The sequence below is a fragment of the Modestobacter sp. VKM Ac-2978 genome (assembly GCF_026968025.1).
Classification (GTDB): domain Bacteria; phylum Actinomycetota; class Actinomycetes; order Mycobacteriales; family Geodermatophilaceae; genus Modestobacter.
On the sequence record NZ_JAPVBP010000010.1, the window covers coordinates 16,298 to 32,909 of the forward strand.

Below are 16,612 nucleotides of genomic sequence, written 5' to 3' on the forward strand. Positions count from 1 at the left end.
ACCCACGGCACCGGCCGCCCCGCCGTCAGGCCGGGCGCGCGGTCTTCGCCAGGTGCAGCCAGGTGTCGACGACGGTGTCCGGGTTCAGCGACATCGACTCGATCCCCTGGGCCACCAGCCACTCGGCCAGGTCGGGGTGGTCGCTGGGGCCCTGGCCGCAGATGCCGACGTACTTGCCGCGCTCCAGGCAGGCCTTGATCGCCATCTCCAGCACGGCGAGGACGGCGGGGTTGCGCTCGTCGAAGCTGCCGGCCACCAGGCTGGAGTCGCGGTCCAGGCCGAGCACCAGCTGGGTCATGTCGTTGGAGCCGATGGAGAACCCGTCGACGTGGTCGAGGAACTCGTGCGCCAGCAGCGCGTTGGACGGCAGCTCGCACATCATCACCACCGACAGGTCGTTCTCCCCGCGGCGCAGCCCGTGCTCGCCGAGCAGCCGCACCACGCCCTCGATCTCCGCCACGGTTCGGACGAACGGGATCATGATCTTGACGTTGGTCAGCCCCATCTCGTCGCGCACGTACCGCAGCGCCTCGCACTCCATGGCGAAGCAGTCGGCGAAGTCGGCCGACAGGTACCGCGACGCCCCGCGGTAGCCGAGCATCGGGTTCTCCTCGTGCGGCTCGTAGGCCTCACCGCCGAGCAGGTTGGCGTACTCGTTGGACTTGAAGTCGCTCATCCGCACGATCACCGGCTCGGGCGCGAACGCCGCGGCGATCATCGAGATGCCCTCGGCCACCCGCTGCACGAAGAAGTCCCGCGCCGAGGGGTAGGCGACGATCCGCTCCTCGATCTCCGCCTTGAGCGGCGCGTCTAGGGTGTCCAGCTCCAGCAGGGCGCGCGGGTGGATCCCGATCTGCCGGTTGATGATGAACTCCAGCCGGGCCAGCCCGACCCCGGCGTGCGGCAGCCGGGAGAAGGCGAAGGCCTGCTCCGGCGTCCCCACGTTCATCATGATCTTGGTGGGGATCTCCGGCATCGCGTCCAGCTCGGTCTCGGCGACCTCGAAGCCCACCTCGCCGGCGTAGACCAGGCCGGTGTCGCCCTCGGCGCAGGAGACGGTGACCGGGTCACCATCGGACAGCGCCCGGGTGGCGGTGCCGGTGCCGACGACGGCGGGGATGCCGAGCTCGCGGGCGATGATCGCCGCGTGGCAGGTGCGGCCGCCGCGGTTGGTCACGATCGCCGAGGCCCGCTTCATGATCGGTTCCCAGTCCGGGTCGGTCATGTCGGCGACCAGCACGTCGCCGGGGGTGAAGGAGTCCATCTCGTCGATGTCGGTGAGCACCCGGACCGCACCCGCGCCGATCTTCTGCCCGATCGCCCGCCCCTCGACCACGACGTCCCCGGTGCCGGTGAGCCGGTAGCGCTCCGAGGTGGTCCCGGCGCGGGACTGCACCGTCTCCGGGCGCGCCTGGAGGATCATCAGCTCTCCGGTGCGGCCGTCCTTGCCCCACTCGATGTCCATCGGCCGGCCGTAGTGCTCCTCGATCTTCAGCGCCTGGCGGGCCAGTTCGAGCACCTCGTCGTCGGTGAGCGACAGCTTCCGGCGGTCGGCGGGGTCGACGTCGACGAACTCCGTCGTCCGGCCGACCTCGGCGTGCTCGGTGTAGACCATCTTGGTGGCCTTCTCCCCCACGCCGCGCTTGAGCACGGCCGGGCGGCCGGCGCGCAGGGCGGGCTTGTAGACGTAGAACTCGTCGGGGTTGACCGCCCCCTGCACCACGCCCTCCCCCAGCCCGTAGGCCGAGGTGATGAAGACGGCGTCCCGGAAGCCGGACTCGGTGTCCATGGTGAACAGCACGCCCGAGGCCCCGACGTCCGAGCGCACCATCCGCTGCACGCCCGCCGACAGCGACACCGACTCGTGGTCGAAGCCGTGGTGCACCCGGTAGGCGATCGCCCGGTCGTTGTAGAGGGAGGCGTAGACCTCGCGGACCGCCTGCAGGACGGCGTCGATGCCGCGCACGTTGAGGAAGGTCTCCTGCTGGCCGGCGAAGGAGGCGTCGGGCAGGTCCTCGGCCGTGGCGCTGGAGCGCACCGCGAAGGACGCCTCCGCGTCGTCCCCGGCGAGCCGCTCGTACGCGGCCCGGATGTCGGCCTCCAGCGCCGGCGGGAACGGCTGGTCGACCACCGCCCGGCGGATCTCGGTGCCGGCGGCGGAGAGCGCCCGGACGTCGTCGGTGTCCAGCGTGCGCAGCCGGTCGGCGATCCGTGCGGCCAGCCCGGTGTCGCCGAGGAAGCGCTGGTAGGCCGCGGCCGTGGTCGCGAAGCCGTCCGGGACGCTGACCCCGGCGTCGGCGAGGTGGGAGATCATCTCGCCGAGCGAGGCGTTCTTCCCGCCCACGACCTCCAGGTCGCCGAGCCCGAGCTCGGCGAACCAGCGGACGTTGTCGCCGTCGTCCGGGGTGCTGCCGGCCGGGACCTCGGGTGCGGTGTCGGTGCTCATGGTCGGGGGGTCCTTCCTCGCCGGAGGTCGTGGCCGGACATCGAGGGCACGCCGGAGCTGCGCCGTTGCCGGGCCAGGGTCTGGATCACCACGGCGGCGATCTCCTCGACGGAGGCCGCCGAGGTGTCGACCGTGGGCAGGGAGTGGGTCTCGTACATCGCCGTCGCCCGGCGCAGCTCGTACCGGCACTGGTCCTCGGACGCGTACCGCGAGTCCGGGCGCCGCTCCTGCCGGACCCGGCTGAGCCTGGTCACCGTGGTGGTCAGCCCGAAGCACCGTTCCCGGAGGTCCTTCACCGGACGGGGCAGGTCGGTGGTCTCCAGGTCCTCGTCGACCAGCGGGTAGTTGGCCACGAAGAGGCCGTGCTGCAGCGCCAGGTACATCGCGGTCGGCGTCTTGCCGCACCGGGACGGCGCCAGCAGCACGACGTCGGCCCGGTCCAGTCCGCGCGGGCTCAGCCCGTCGTCGTGCTCGATGGCGAACTCGATCGCCGCCATCCGGCTGTTGTAGCGCCGGACGTCGCCGACCCCGTGCAGCCGCCGCGCCTCCCGCAGGCCGCGGGTGCCCAGCTGCTCCTCCACCCGGTCCATGTGGATGCCGAAGAAGTCGATGATCGGGGCCTTCGTCCGCAGCAGCTCCTCGCGGACCTCGTCGACCGCGGCGGTGGTGAAGACCAGCGGGGTGACCGGCCCCTCCATCGCCTCGTCGAGCTGGGCCACCACCTCGCGGGCCTCCTCGACCGAGGAGATGAACGGGATGAGGGTGCGCTCGAAGTGCACGTCGGGGAACTGGATGAGCAAGGCGTTGCCCATCGTCTCCGCGCTGATCCCGGTGCTGTCGGAGAGGAAGAACACCGGGACGACGGCGTCCGGGTCGCGGTCCGCGGGACCCGCGTCGGTCACCGGGCGCTCCGGTGGCGGTTCCCGGCGCAGTGCCCCGGCAGGTCAGGCGTCATACGGCACCTCTGGTCTTCCGCGTCGTTGCAGAGAGGAGCGAGCTCGGGGTGAGCATCCCCCGCCGGGTGCCCCGCGCGCACCTGCGCGGTCGCGCCACGGTCCCCGCAGACCCACGGCCGGGACCTCAGCCCGCCGGGTCGATGCGCCTGATGCCGGTCCAGCCGGTGAAGCCCCGCGCCTCGAGGAGCTGGAACAGGCGCGGTGCGCACGGGAAGGCCTCGACGAACGCCGCGTCGAGGAGCGCGATCAGGTCGGCGCTGATCGGCTCGTCCTCCGCCATCCCCGCAGACTGGGCTGCCGCCGCCTCGAGGAAGGCGACCACCCGGTCCGCGAGCGCCGGCAGCCGCGGGTCGTCCGCCGCGCAGTCGGCGAGGTCACCGATGTCGAGGTAGAGCCGGCGCAGCGGTTCGTCCTCGATCTGCGCGTGCTTGATCGCCATGAACGCCGAGACCTGGTCCGGCAGCTGCGCGGCGAGCAGGATCCAGCTGTCCCGCTCGATCTCGATCAACCGCTCCGGGAACCCGAACTCGTGCATCCGGTCGAGGTAGGCGACCGCCTCGGGCGGCAGCGCCAGGCTGTCGCCGGCGGCGAGCTGGGAGATCCGCTCCCGATGACGCTGGCGGTCACGGATCTCGGCTCGCAGCCGGCGGTCGATGTCCGCGATGGCCTCGGCGAATCCCTCGTCCCCTGCGGCCAGCAGCTCGCGCACCCGGGACAGCGGCACGCCGGCCTCGGCCAGGATGCGGATCCTGATCAGCTCCACGACGGCCGCGGCGTCGTAGCGCCGGTAGCCGGAGTGGTCCCGCTCGGGCTCGGGCAGCAGCCCCTTGGCGTGGTAGTGCCGCACGGCGCGGACCGTCACGCCCGCGTAGGACGCGAGCTGGCTGATGGTCAGCATGGCGTCGGGGTCCCTCCTCCGTCGTCCCGGTCAGCCGGTCTTCCGGCGGTAGGTGATCATCGCCAGCGCGTACGCGACGAGCAGCAGGCCGACGCACCAGGCGACTGCCAGCCAACCGTCGTCCCCGACCGGCTGCTCCGCGAACAGACTGCGGATGGTGCCCACGATCGGGGTGACGGGCTGGTTCTCGGCGAACCAGCGCACCGCACCCGGCATGCCGTCGGTCGGGACGAACGCCGAGCTGATGAACGGCAGGAAGACCAGGGGGTAGGAGAACCCGCTGACGCCGTCGACCGACCTCGCGGTCAGCCCGGGGACCACGGCCAGCCAGGTCAGCGCCAGGGTGAACAGCACCAGGATCCCGAGGACGGCGAGCCAGGCGAGCACGCCCGCACCGGTCCGGAACCCCATCGCCACGGCGACCAGGACGACGAGCGCGAGCGCGAGCAGGTTGGCGACGACCGAGGTGAGCACGTGCGCCCAGAGCACCGCCGACCGGGCGATCGGCATCGACCGGAACCGCTCGAAGAGCCCGCCGGAGACGTCGGTGAAGAGCCGGAAGGCGGTGTAGGCGATCCCGGAGGCGACGGTGATGAGCAGGATCCCGGGCAGCAGGTAGTCGACGTACCGGCCCTCGCCGACGTCGATGGCGGAGCCGAAGACGTAGACGAACAGCAGCAGCATGGCGATCGGCGTGACGGCCGTGGTGATGATCGTGTCCGGGCTGCGCAGGACGTGGCGCAGCGACCGCTTCGACAGGGTCGCGGTGTCCCGGAGGACGGCGGCGGTCATCGGTCGGCCCCCTTCCCGCTGACGCCGTCCTGGCCGACGATCGCCAGGAAGACGTCCTCCAGGGTCGGCTGCTTCTGCACGTACTCGACCTCGGCCGGCGGCAGCAGCTGCTGGAGCTCGGCGAGGGTGCCCTCGGCGATGATCCGCCCCTGGTGCAGGACCGCGATCCGGTCGGCGAGGTGCTCGGCCTCGTCCAGGTACTGGGTGGTGAGCAGCACCGTCCTGCCTCGAGCGACGAGCTCGCGGACCGTCGTCCAGACCTCGATCCGCGACTGCGGGTCCAGCCCCGTCGTCGGTTCGTCCAGGAAGAGCACGGGTGGGTCGCCGATCAGGCTCATCGCGATGTCGAGGCGGCGGCGCATCCCGCCCGACCAGGTCGCCACCCGGCGTCCGGCCGCGTCGGTCAGCTCGAAGCGGGCGAGCAGCTCGTCGGCGATGCCGCCGGCGTCGTCGAGGTGGCGCAGCTCCGCGACGAGCACCAGGTTCTCCCGCCCGGTGAGCACCTCGTCGACGGCGGCGAACTGCCCGGTCAGGCTGATCGACGCGCGGACCTCGCCGGGCGCGGTCGCGACGTCGTGCCCGTGGACGGTCGCCGTGCCGCCGTCGGCCCGGAGCAGCGTGGACAGGATCTTCACCGTGGTGGTCTTGCCGGAGCCGTTGGCGCCCAGCAGGGCGAGGACGGTGCCGGGGGCGACGCTCAGGTCGACGCCGGAGAGCACCGCGTGGTCGCCGTAGGACTTGGTGAGCCCGGTGAGCTCGATGGCTGGTGTGGTGGTCATGGCGGGAGCGTCCAGCCCTGACCCTGCGTCAAGGTCAAGCCCGGTCTCGCACGTCACGGCCGGGCACCGCGCCAGCGCAGCACCTCCAGCGCCGCGGCGACGGCGACGGCGTTCTCCGCCAGGGGCCGCGGCAGCAGGTCCTCGGCCCGGGCCAGTCGGCGGAGCACGGTGTTCCGGTGGGTGTACAGCCGCGCCGCCGTCCGCGAGGCGTTGCCGAGCTCGCGGAGGTAGACCAGCACCGTCTCGCGGGTGACCGCATCGGCACCGAGGAGGCCGCCGAGGGTGTCGGTCAGGAACTCCTCCACCCGGGCGGGGTCGCTGGTGAGCAGCGCGACCAGCTGCACGTCCTCGTAGCGGGCGACCTGTTGCGGCGAGGTCAGCCGGTCGAGCATCTGCTGGGTGGTCACCGCGTCCAGGTGGCTGCGCCGGAACCCCTCGACGTCGACCCCCGGCCGCCCCACGGCCACCCGGACGTCGGGGGCGTCGGCCAGCCCGGCGGCCACCGAGTCCGCCTCGGGCGCCCGGCCGACGGGCAGCCACACCCACAGCGCGGCCGCTCCGGCCACCACGGTCAGCCGCCCCGCGGCACCACTGGCCCGCATCGCCGCCTCGGCCGCCGCCTCCAGCTGGACCGAACCGGCACTGCCGGACCCGCTCCAGACGATGACGGCGGTGTGCGGCCCGGTCAGGCCGTAGCCCAGCTGCACCTCGGCCCGGGCCCGGGCGAGCGGCGCCCCCTCCAGCAGCAGCGAGACCGTGGCCCGGCGCTCGGCGTGCGCACCGCGGGTCAGCTCGGCGCGCTCGGCGGCCATCCGGGCGGACACCGCGGCCACGGTGTCGTCGATGAACGCGCTGATGGACCGCGCCGACACGTCCAGCAGCTCGCGCAGCTCGGCGGTGTCGGAGGTGAGCTGGAAGCAGATGTCCATCCACCGGCGCCAGGCGACCGCCTGCGCGGTGCGGTAGGCGTCCAGACCCCGGTGGTCCAGCCCGCGCCGGACCAGGTCCCGCGCCCCCTCCAGCACCTCGGGCCCCAGGTCGACCGACACCCGCTCCCCGGGGCGCTGCACGTTGGCCGCGGCCCAGCGCAGCAGGTTGGCGCGGTTGGCCCGCCGGGCCCCCTCGGCGAGCACCGGGTCCTCGGCGACCGGGCGCATGCCGGACCCGCTCAACGCCGCGGTGTGCATCTCGGCGACCCACTCGGCCCGGGGATCGAGGGCGAGCTCCGCGCCGCGTCGGAAGAGCTCCCGGACGGCCGGCGACGGGGTGGGCCACTCCGGGGTCACCGGTTCATCGTGCACCACTCCCCCGTGACCGTGGTGCTGATCGTGCTGGCAGAACGCCCTCCCGTCACAGAAGGTCGAGACGGCGCCGTCCCCTGCTGAGCTGGAGAGAGCATGAGCACCCCGACTCCCGTCGAGCATCTCGACGTCCTGATCGTGGGTGCCGGCCTCTCCGGCATCGGCGCCGCGTACTACCTGCAGCGCGACCACCCGCAGCGCAGCTTCGCGCTGCTGGAGGCGCGCGACGCGACCGGCGGCACCTGGGACCTGTTCCGGTACCCGGGCATCCGTTCGGACTCCGACCTGCACACCTTCGGCTACGAGTTCGCGCCGTGGCGGGACCCGCAGTCCATCGCCGGCGCCGAGCGGATCCTCGACTACCTGCGCGGCACCGCGGCCGAGCACGGCATCGACGGCCACGTGCGCTTCCACTCCCGGGTGGTCGCCGCGTCGTGGTCCTCGGAGCAGGCGCGGTGGACCGTCGAGGTGGAGCGCACCGACACCGGCGAGCGGACCACGCTCACCTGTGGCTGGCTGTTCGTCGCCGGCGGCTACTACCGCTACGACGAGGGCTTCACCCCGCACTTCGAGGGACGCGAGCGGTTCACCGGCCAACTCGTGCACCCGCAGCACTGGCCCGAGGACCTGGACACCGCAGGCAAGCGCGTCGTCGTCATCGGCAGCGGGGCCACCGCGGTCACCCTCGTCCCGGCGCTGGCCGAGACGGCGGCGTCCGTCACCATGCTGCAGCGCACGCCCAGCTACGTCATGCCGGTCCCGGCCGAGGACAAGCTGGCCAACCGGCTGCGCCGGGTGCTCGGCGAGGAGCGTGCCCACCCGCTGATCCGCCGCAAGAACATCGCCAAGGGCCGGCTGGTCTGGCAGTTCTGCCAGCGGCACCCGGAGCGGGCCCGGAAGCTCATCCGCTGGGTCAACGCCAAGCAGCTCCCCGAGGGCTATCCGGTCGACGAGCACTTCAACCCGCCGTACGGCCCGTGGGACCAGCGGCTGTGCGCCGTCCCGGACGGCGACCTGTTCCGCGCGATCCGCGAGGACCGCGCCGAGGTCGTCACCGACCGGATCGTCACCTTCACCGAGACCGGGGTGCTGCTGGCGTCGGGCCGGGAGCTGCAGGCCGACGTGATCGTCACCGCCACCGGGCTGAACCTCCAGGCGTTCGGCGGCGTGCAGTTCACCGTCGACGGGAACGAGGTGCGGCTGCCCGAGACCGTCGCCTACAAGGGGATGATGCTCTCCGGCGTGCCGAACCTCGCCTTCGCGATCGGCTACACCAACAGCTCCTGGACGCTGAAGATCGGGCTGCTCTGCGAGCACTTCACCCGGCTGCTCAGCCACCTGGACGCGCACGGGTACGACAGCGTCCGCCCCGAGCCCCGCGACCCGGACATGCCCACCCGACCGTTCCTCGACTTTGCCGCCGGCTACGTCCAGCGGGCGGTGCACCAGCTGCCGCGGCAGGGCGACCGGACGCCCTGGCTGACCTCGATGGACTACCGGTCGGACGTCAAGCTGCTCCGGGCCGACAGCGTCGTCGACCCGGAGCTCGTCTTCACCCGCAGCGGCGCGGCCGAGCAGGTGGCCGCGTGAGCGCCGCGGACCTGGACCGGTTCGTCGACCTGCCCGCCGGGCCGCGGCTCTGCTACCGCACCGACGGCCCGGACGACGGCGTCCCGCTGCTGCTGATCGCCGGCCTCGGCCTGGACCTCACCTCGTGGCCGCAGCGGATGGTCGACGGGTTCACCGGCTCCGGCTTCCGCGTCGTCCGCCTCGACAACCGCGACATCGGGCGGTCCAGCTCGAGCGGCACCCGATCTCCGGGGCGGCTGCGCCAGCTGCTGGCCCGGCCACGGCCGGACGCCTACGACCTCGCGGACATGGCGGCGGACACCCACGGGCTGCTGGAGCACCTGGACGTCGACCGCGCCCACCTGGTCGGCATGTCGATGGGCGGCATGATCGCCCAGACGCTCGCCGCGCGACACCCGGACCGGGTCGCCAGCCTGACGTCGATCTTCTCCACCACCGGGAACCGGCGGCTCGGGCAGCCGGCCCGCTCCACCCTGGCGCGGCTGGCCCAGGCGCCGGCGCGCACGGTCGAGGAGTCGGTGGAGCGTCACCTGTCCCTGCTGCGGCACATCGGCTCCCCGACCGCCCTGCCCGACGACGACCTCGAGCGGGCGTGGGCACTGGGGCTGTGGGAGCGGGGCGGCGGCGTGCGCGCCCGGGCCGGTGTGCCGCGGCAGATCAGCGCGATCCAGGCCTCCGGCGACCGGACGGCGGAGCTGCGGCGGATCACCGCCCCCACCCTCGTCGTGCACGGGTCGGCCGACCGGATGGTGCACCCGAGCGGCGGCCGGGCCACCGCGGCCGCCGTCCCCGGCTCCCGATTCGTCGAGCTCCCCGACCTGGGGCACCACCTGGCCCCCGGCGTCGTCGACCAGCTCGTCGACCTCACCACCGACCTCGCCCGCAGCACCGGCGCCCCGCTGGCGCCGCTGTCCCCGACTGGAGACCCCCGATGAGCAGCGTGCAGGGCAAGGTCGCCGTCGTCACCGGCGCCGGTTCCGGCATCGGCCGGCAGCTGGCCCTCGAACTGGCCCGGCGGGGTGCCCGGGTGGCGGTGTCCGACATCGACGAGGCCCGGGCGGCCGAGACCGCAGCCCGCGCGCGGGCGCTGGGTGCGGAGGTGCACAGCGCCGTCCTGGACGTCGCCGACCGCGGCGCGGTGCTGGCGCACGCGGCCACGGTGGCCGACCACTTCGGCGTCGTGCACCAGGTCTACAACAACGCCGGGGTCGCAGGCGGCAGCACGGTGCTGGAGAGCGAGTGGGCCGACTACGACCGCATCCTGGGCATCAACCTCTTCGGCGTCCTGCACGGCACCAAGGCGTTCCTCCCCCACCTGGTGGCCTCCGGCGACGGGCACGTGGTGAACGTGTCCAGCCTGAACGGGATCATGGGCCAGGCGTCGATCAACGCCTACAGCGCGAGCAAGTTCGCCGTCCGCGGGTTCACCGAGGCGCTGCGCAGCGAGATGCTGCTGGCCGGGCACCCGGTGCAGGTGACCGTCGTCCACCCCGGTGGCGTGCGCACCGACATCTCGAAGGCGGCGCTGGAGCACTCCCGGCAGCACGGTCTGGTCACGCCGGAGGACGAGGCGCGGGCGCGGATGTACGACGAGAAGCTGCTCCGGATGCCCGCCGAGCAGGCGGCCCGGATCATCGTCGACGGCGTCGAAGCGGGCCGGGCGCGGGTGCTGGTCGGCACCGACGCGAAGGTCGTCGACCTGCTGGTGCGGCTGCTCCCCGCCAGCTACCCGCGGCTGGCGGCCCTGGTCCAGCGGCGCGCGCTCCGGGCCTGATCGGGCCTCGGTCCCTCACCCGAGCCGGGCGAGGGCGGGACGGTCGGTCGTCCGGGTGGCGTCGTCCTCCTGCACCGACGGTTCGGTCGTGCGAGCGACCAGGGCCAGGAGGGCCAGGGCGGCGACGACCCACCACGGGTTCGCGATCAGCGTCTCCTCCACCCCGGCCAGCGGGTCGGCCAGCCAGCCCAGCCGGTCCAGCGCCCAGGTCGTGGCGGCCACCAGCGCGATGAGCGCGCCGGTGGTACGGACGGCGGGGTACCAACGGGTGCGGGAGAGCAGGTACAGCGAGGGGAAGACCAGCGCGACGGTGAGCAGCTGGGCCAGCTCCACACCGACGTTAAACGCCAGCAGCGCGGGCACCGAGGTCACCCCGCCCAGCCCCAGGTCGGTGAGGATGCCGGCGAACGCCAGCCCGTGCACCAGGCCGAACCCCCCGGCCACCAGCACCTCGCCGCGGCGGGCCAGCGGGCGCAACGCGTGCACGGCGGCGACCCCCACCGACACCGCGATCAGCACCTCGACCGGCGCGCTGGGCGCGGTCACCCAGCCCAGCGCCGAGGCCAGCAGGGTCAGCGAGTGCCCGACGGTGAAGGCGGTGACCACGGCCAGCACCGAGCGTGCGGTGGGCCGCATCCCGTCCCGCCGGCGCCACCGGCCGGCGACGGCGGCCACCGGTGCGACCAGCAGCAGGGTGAGCAGGAACAGCAGGTGGTCGGCGCCCTCCAGCACGTGGTGCAGCCCGTACCCGACCATGTCGGTCAGTCCGGTGCCCAGGGCCCCGGTGTCGCCGATGGTGAGGCTGTCGTCGGTGGCGGTGAGCACGCCGGCCGTCGAGATCTCCCCGGCGGCGTCGGTCAGCACGACCACCGCCTCGTGCGAGGCGTCGGCGGCGATGACGCCGTCGTAGCCGAGGGTGAACGCGGACGGGTCGGCGCCGCCGGGGTCCAGCACGACGTCGACGCGGTAGGAGTCGATGCCCTCCACCGTCTCGCGCACCACCGAGGACCAGGTCTCGGGCCAGGTGCTGCCGTCGCTGCCGGTGACGGTCAGGTGCTCGGCGAGGTAGCCGGCCACCTCCGCATCGGTCGCCGGGCCGCCGAGCACCGTGTCGAGGGTGTCGGCGGCGACGGAGACGGTCGCCTCGACGGACTCCTCGCCGACCCGCACGGCCAGGGTGCTGCTGGTGAGGCTGTGCGCCTGGGCGGTGCCCGCGGTGAGCAGGGCCAGACCACCGGTCAGCACCCCGGTCAGGGCGGTGACGGCCAGGGCACGGGTGGGACGCGTCGTCATGGTGTCCACCGTGGCCGGGCCGGCTGTGCGGTGGCTGAGGACGTCGTGTGCATCCGTCCAGGCAGTGCTCAGGAAGCGCACAGGCAGCGCACGTGGCGCACAGAGCCCCGGGGGTCAGCGTGGTCGGCACATCCCCCGGTCGTCCTCCGACGACCCGACCGACAGGACTCCACCGTGAAGATCCGCACGACCGTCGCCGCCCTGGCCCTCTCCGTCTCCCTCGCCCTCCCGCTGGCCGCCTGCGGGACCGCCGACGACTCGGCCGCCGCCAGCACGTCGACCACCTCCACGGAGTCGACCACCTCCACCGACTCGACGTCCGAGACGACCGGCTTCGGCGGCGGGATGCCAGGCGGCGGTCAGGGTGGCCCCGGCGGGTCCGTCGACGTCTCCTCGGTGACCACGGAGGAGCAGCTCGTCGAGCTCGTCCAGGACGCCTACGGCGACCCCGGCCTCGACCTGCACCGCGGTCACCAGCCGGTGGAGGACGTCCTCGACGAGGTGCTCGGCATCTCCCACGAGGAACTGCACGTCCGGATGGACGCCGGGCAGGGCCTGGCCGAGGTCGCCGAGGACCTCGGCGTCAACCCGCAGGAGCTCATCGACGGCATGGTCGCGAAGTACGGCGTGGCGATCGACACGCTGCTGGCCGACGGCACGATCACCCAGGAAGAGGCCGACCAGTACCTCGCCGACCTCGAGGCGGCCTTCGAGTTCCGGGTCACCTGGGACGGCGAGGAGGCGACGCCGACGTACTCCGGCCTGGACGCCTGATCCCGGGACCCCGCACCCGACCGGCGTGCAGGGGCTGACAGCGGCGGGACGTGCCACGATCCCGTACGTGGAGTCCTCGTCGCTGGACCAGGTGCGTCAGCAGGTCATCGCGTCCTCGGCCGAGGCGGTGGTCGCGGCCAGCGGGCAGCGGGCCCGGGAGGTCGCGGAGCTCGGCGTCTTCCTCTCCCTCGCCGAGCACCCGCAGCCGGGCGAGGGGCTGCTGGCCGGTGTCCCGCTCGCGGTCAAGGACAACCTGGACACCCGCGACCTGCCCACCACCGGCGGGACGCCGGCCCTCCGGGACTCCCGGCCGGGGCGGGACCACCACGCCGTGGCACGACTGCGCGAGGCCGGCGCGGCCGTGATCGGCAAGACGAACCTGCACGAGCTCGCCCTCGGCATCACCAGCAACAACGCGGCCTTCGGGCCGGTGCGCAACCCGCACGACCCGACCCGCTCGGCCGGGGGCTCCTCGGGCGGGTCCGCCGTCGCGGTGGCGACCGGGGTCGTGCCCATCGCCCTGGGCACCGACACCGGCGGGTCGCTGCGGGTGCCGGCGGCGCACTGCGAGGTCGTGGGGTGGCGTCCCACGACCGGTCGCTGGGGCACCGGCCGGACCGTCCCGATCTCCCGCACCCGGGACACCGCGGGCGTGCTCGCCACCTCGGTCGCCGACGCGGCGCTCGTCGACGAGGTCGTGACCGGCGAGCCCGCCGCGGCGGCGTCCGGCCGCCCGCTGCGGCTGGGCGTCCCCCGGGAGGGCTTCTACGACGACCTCCACCCGGAGGTCGCCCGCTGCACCGAGGAGGCGCTCGACCGCCTGGCCGCCGCCGGCGTCGAGCTGGTCGAGGTCCAGGTCGTCGGCGGGCACACGCTGGACGCGGAGTGCGGCTTCCCGATCGTCTTCTTCGAGATCGCGCAGGACCTGCCGGCCTACCTGGCGACGCTGCCCGGCCCGGAGAGCGGGCTCACGCTGGCCGACGTGCTGGCGCAGGTGGCGTCGCCGGACGTCCGGGGTGCGCTCGAGGCCGTGTTGAGCGGGGTCGTCACCGAGGAGGTCTACCGGGAGGCGATGGCCACCCGCGACCGGCTGCGCGCCGCCTACGCCGCGGCCCTCCAGCCCGCCGGCGTCCAGCGGCTGGACGCGCTCGTCTACCCCACCGTGCCCCTGCCCCCTCCCCAACTGGGGGACGACGACACGACCGAGCTCAACGGGCATCAGGTGCCGGTCTTCCTGACCACCATCCGGAACACCGGGCCCGGCTCGACCGCGGGCATGCCCGCCATCTCCCTGCCGGCCGGGACGACGCGCGCCGGCCTCCCGATCGGGATCTCGCTGGAGGCCCTGCCCGGCGAGGACGCCGCCCTGCTGGCCAGCGCCCGGCTGGTCGAGGCCGCCCTGGACCGTGGCCGGGCCACGGTCAGCTGAGCAGCCGCGTGCTCACCGCTGCGCCGCCGGGCGGAGGACGATCTCGTTGACGTCGACCTCCGCGGGCTGGGCGAGCGCGTAGGAGATCGCGCCGGCCACGGCGTCGGCCGGGATGGCGTTCGCCCGGTAGCTGCGCATCAGCTCCTGGGCCCCGGGGTCGGAGATGGTGCCGGCGAGCTCGGACTCGGTCACGCCCGGGGTGATCGTGGTGACCCGGATGCTCGGGTCGGCCTCCTGGCGCAGCCCCTCGGTGATCGCCCAGGCCGCGTACTTCGTGCCGCAGTAGACCGCGGCCGTCGGCGACACCGCGTGCGCGCCGATCGAGGCGAGGGTGACCAGGTGGCCACTGCCCTGCCGCTGGAAGTGCGGGAGGACCGCAGCGATGCCGTACAGCAGGCCGCGGACGTTGACGTCGATCATCCGGTCCCACTCGTCGACGAGCAGCGCGTCAAGCCGGGACAGCGGCATCAGCCCGGCGTTGGCGACCAGGACGTCCAGCCGGCCGTGCCGGTCGACGATGCCCGCGACCGCTGCGGCCGTCGCCGCCCGGTCGGTGACGTCGAGCTCCAGCGGCTCGACCCGGCCGCCGGTCGCGGCGCACTCGGTGGACAGCTGGGTGAGCCGCTCGGTGCGGCGCGCGGCTGCGACGACGAGGTGTCCCTCGGCAGCGAGCCGCCGGGTGGTCGCCGCGCCGATGCCGCTGCTGGCGCCGGTGACGAGCACGACCCGCGCGGCGACCGGGGTGGTGGTGGTCATGGTGTTCCTCCTGCGTCTGGGGTGTGGCTTCACCGTCGTCCGGCGCGATCGGCTCCGGGGTGCCGCGGTCCTCCTGGGTGCACGGCACCCACCCGGGCGCGTTCCGCGGGCCCTACGGTCGAGGGCATGTCAGCAGGCGAGCTGGGTGAGTTCCTCCGCGCGCACCGCGCGCTGGTCACGCCCGCGCAGGTGGCCCTCGCGCCGGGGCTGAACCGTCGGGTGCCGGGGCTGCGGCGCGAGGAGGTCGCGCTGCTGGCGGGGGTGAGCGTCGACTACTACGTCCGGCTGGAGCAGGGCCGCGAGCGGCGCCCGTCGGTGCAGGTGCTGGACGCGCTCAGCGGCGTGCTGCTGCTCGACGACGACGCCCGGCTGCACCTCTACCGGCTGGCCGACATCGCACCCCGGCCGGTCACCGACCCGTCCCCGGAGCGCGTCGACCCCGACCTCGTGCAGCTCATGGACGCCTGGCCGGAGAACCCCGCGTTCGTGCTCGGCCGCACCTACGACGTGCTGGCCCGCAACCGACTGGGCGCGGTGCTCCTCGCGCCGTTCACCCACTCGGACAACCTGCTGCTCAACGTGTTCCTCGACCCGGCCGCCCGGCGGTTCTACGCCGACTGGTCGCGGGCGGCGGTCAACACCGTCGCCGGCTTCCGGCTGCAGTCCGGGGCGGTGCCCGGTGATCCGCGTGCCCGGCACCTCGTCCGCCACCTGACCGACCAGAGCCCCGACTTCGCCCGCATCTGGGCCCGGCAGGAGGCGCGGGGGAAGAGCGCGGAGGTCAAGACGTTCCTGCACCCCGACGTGGGCCGGCTGACCCTGCGGATGCAGACCCTCGACGTCCGCAGCTCCCCGGGGCAGCAGCTCGTCGTCTACCTCGCCGAGCCCGGCTCCACCGACGCGGACGCCGTCCGGCTGCTCGGCACGCTCGCCGCCGACCGGGAGCAGGGAGTGCGCGAGCGCTGACACCACCCGACGGGGACGGCGATGCTGCCCCCGGCGCGGCGGGTGACACGCTGCTCCGGATGACCGACGAGGTGAGCATCGACGTGCGCCGGCGGACGCAGACGTTCGAGACCGCCCGCTGCGCCGTGCTGTACCCGGCGATCGCCGAGGCGGCGCACCGGGTGGGCGCGGCTGCGGTCGGGCTGGTCGACGTGGGCTGCTCGCCCGGGCTGGACCTCCAGGTCGACCGGGTGGGCCTCACGTACGGCAACGGCCAGGTGCTGGGCGACCCCTCGTCCCCCGTGCAGCTGTCGGCGTTGCTCCGAGGGGACCGGCGGCTCCCGACACGGGCGATCCCCGACGTCGTCGCCCGGATCGGCATCGGTCGCGATCCGCTCGACGTCACCGACGCCGACGTCGTCCGCCGGCTGCACGCCTGCCTGGCGCCGGGTCAGCCGGAGCGGGCTGCGAGGCTCGACGTGGAGCTGGCGCTGGCGGCGACGGCCCCACCGCTCCTGCTGCGCGGCGACCCCGTCGAGCTGCTCCCCGAGGCCGTCGCCCGGGTGCCCGCCGACGCCCTGGCGGTGGTCACCACGACGTGGGCGCTGTCGCAGCTGCCGCTGGAGCAGCGCCTGCGCTTCCTGCACCGGCTCGACGACGCGGCGGCCGGTCGCCCGGTGGCGTGGGTCTCCGCCGAGGGGGTCGGGGTCGCGCCGGCGGTCCCGACCCTCGGCGACCGCCGCGCGTCCGGCCACAGCATCATCGGCCTGGCCCTGGTCGAGCAGTCGACGCTGCGGGCCGAGGCCGTCGGCCGCTGCTGGTCCCGCGGCCGCCTGCTGTCCTGGCTGGCCCCTGCCGGGTCGCCGACACCGTGACGCG

Annotated in this window: 15 protein-coding genes; 7 read left to right on the forward strand and 8 right to left on the reverse strand. The window is 73.9% G+C overall.

Translation table 11 applies throughout. The annotated features are described in order from the left end of the window. Positions 1–25 precede the first annotated feature (25 nt). The 6 genes from ppsA to O2W53_RS20960 all read right to left on the reverse strand — a co-directional run bounded on the left by ppsA (position 26) and on the right by O2W53_RS20960 (position 7,157). Positions 26–2,446: a phosphoenolpyruvate synthase gene (ppsA, locus tag O2W53_RS20935; RefSeq protein ID WP_269164994.1), complete on the reverse strand. Its 2,421-nt coding sequence runs from the start codon at positions 2,444–2,446 to the stop codon at positions 26–28. Continuing rightward, positions 2,443–3,348, reverse strand: a complete 906-nt coding sequence (locus O2W53_RS20940; protein ID WP_269164995.1) for a pyruvate, water dikinase regulatory protein — start codon at positions 3,346–3,348, stop codon at positions 2,443–2,445. Before O2W53_RS20940 ends, ppsA begins: the two co-directional genes overlap by 4 nt. Before the next feature lie 178 nt (positions 3,349–3,526). Beyond that, positions 3,527–4,300, reverse strand: coding sequence for a MerR family transcriptional regulator (locus O2W53_RS20945; protein ID WP_269164996.1), 774 nt, complete (start codon positions 4,298–4,300; stop codon positions 3,527–3,529). A gap of 30 nt (positions 4,301–4,330) precedes the next feature. Then, positions 4,331–5,092 (reverse strand): ABC transporter permease, encoded by a 762-nt coding sequence (locus O2W53_RS20950; RefSeq protein ID WP_269164997.1) that lies wholly within the window; start codon positions 5,090–5,092, stop codon positions 4,331–4,333. Next, the gene (locus O2W53_RS20955) at positions 5,089–5,871 is read right to left on the reverse strand and encodes an ABC transporter ATP-binding protein (RefSeq protein ID WP_269164998.1); all 783 of its coding nucleotides are present in this window, start codon (positions 5,869–5,871) and stop codon (positions 5,089–5,091) included. The genes O2W53_RS20950 and O2W53_RS20955 overlap by 4 nt, the downstream gene beginning before the upstream one ends. A gap of 53 nt (positions 5,872–5,924) precedes the next feature. After that, positions 5,925–7,157, reverse strand: a complete 1,233-nt coding sequence (locus O2W53_RS20960; protein WP_269164999.1) for a PucR family transcriptional regulator — start codon at positions 7,155–7,157, stop codon at positions 5,925–5,927. 111 nt (positions 7,158–7,268) lie between these two features. On the opposite strand from O2W53_RS20960, the gene O2W53_RS20965 reads away from it, so the two are divergent. Genes O2W53_RS20965 through O2W53_RS20975 form a run of 3 tightly spaced genes read left to right on the forward strand, consistent with a single transcriptional unit; the run spans position 7,269 to position 10,536 of the window. Continuing rightward, positions 7,269–8,762 carry a flavin-containing monooxygenase gene (locus tag O2W53_RS20965; RefSeq protein ID WP_269165000.1) on the forward strand — a complete coding sequence of 498 codons (1,494 nt, stop codon included), beginning with the start codon at positions 7,269–7,271 and terminating at the stop codon, positions 8,760–8,762. Next, positions 8,759–9,697, forward strand: a complete 939-nt coding sequence (locus O2W53_RS20970; protein WP_269165001.1) for an alpha/beta fold hydrolase — start codon at positions 8,759–8,761, stop codon at positions 9,695–9,697. The genes O2W53_RS20965 and O2W53_RS20970 overlap by 4 nt, the downstream gene beginning before the upstream one ends. Continuing rightward, positions 9,694–10,536 (forward strand): SDR family NAD(P)-dependent oxidoreductase, encoded by an 843-nt coding sequence (locus tag O2W53_RS20975; protein ID WP_269165002.1) that lies wholly within the window; start codon positions 9,694–9,696, stop codon positions 10,534–10,536. Before O2W53_RS20970 ends, O2W53_RS20975 begins: the two co-directional genes overlap by 4 nt. 15 nt (positions 10,537–10,551) lie before the next feature. Here O2W53_RS20975 and O2W53_RS20980 read toward each other — a convergent pair whose 3' ends face one another. Further along, positions 10,552–11,829, reverse strand: a complete 1,278-nt coding sequence (locus O2W53_RS20980; protein ID WP_269165003.1) for a HupE/UreJ family protein — start codon at positions 11,827–11,829, stop codon at positions 10,552–10,554. A gap of 174 nt (positions 11,830–12,003) precedes the next feature. On the opposite strand from O2W53_RS20980, the gene O2W53_RS20985 reads away from it, so the two are divergent. Next, positions 12,004–12,603 carry a hypothetical protein gene (locus O2W53_RS20985; protein WP_269165004.1) on the forward strand — a complete coding sequence of 200 codons (600 nt, stop codon included), beginning with the start codon at positions 12,004–12,006 and terminating at the stop codon, positions 12,601–12,603. 67 nt (positions 12,604–12,670) lie between these two features. Next, positions 12,671–14,032, forward strand: a complete 1,362-nt coding sequence (locus tag O2W53_RS20990) for an amidase family protein (RefSeq protein ID WP_269165005.1) — start codon at positions 12,671–12,673, stop codon at positions 14,030–14,032. Positions 14,033–14,044: 12 nt separating this feature from the next. Here the strand turns inward: O2W53_RS20990 and O2W53_RS20995 are convergent, their stop codons facing one another. Next, positions 14,045–14,788 carry an SDR family oxidoreductase gene (locus O2W53_RS20995; protein ID WP_269165006.1) on the reverse strand — a complete coding sequence of 248 codons (744 nt, stop codon included), beginning with the start codon at positions 14,786–14,788 and terminating at the stop codon, positions 14,045–14,047. 126 nt (positions 14,789–14,914) lie between these two features. Here O2W53_RS20995 and O2W53_RS21000 point away from each other — a divergent pair, with 126 nt between their 5' ends. Together O2W53_RS21000 and O2W53_RS21005 are read left to right on the forward strand one after the other, a co-directional pair. Next, positions 14,915–15,754 (forward strand): helix-turn-helix domain-containing protein, encoded by an 840-nt coding sequence (locus tag O2W53_RS21000; protein ID WP_269165007.1) that lies wholly within the window; start codon positions 14,915–14,917, stop codon positions 15,752–15,754. Then, complete coding sequence (locus O2W53_RS21005) at positions 15,751–16,608, forward strand: DUF2332 domain-containing protein (RefSeq protein ID WP_269165218.1); 858 nt, start codon at positions 15,751–15,753, stop codon at positions 16,606–16,608. Before O2W53_RS21000 ends, O2W53_RS21005 begins: the two co-directional genes overlap by 4 nt. Positions 16,609–16,612: the final 4 nt, after the last annotated feature.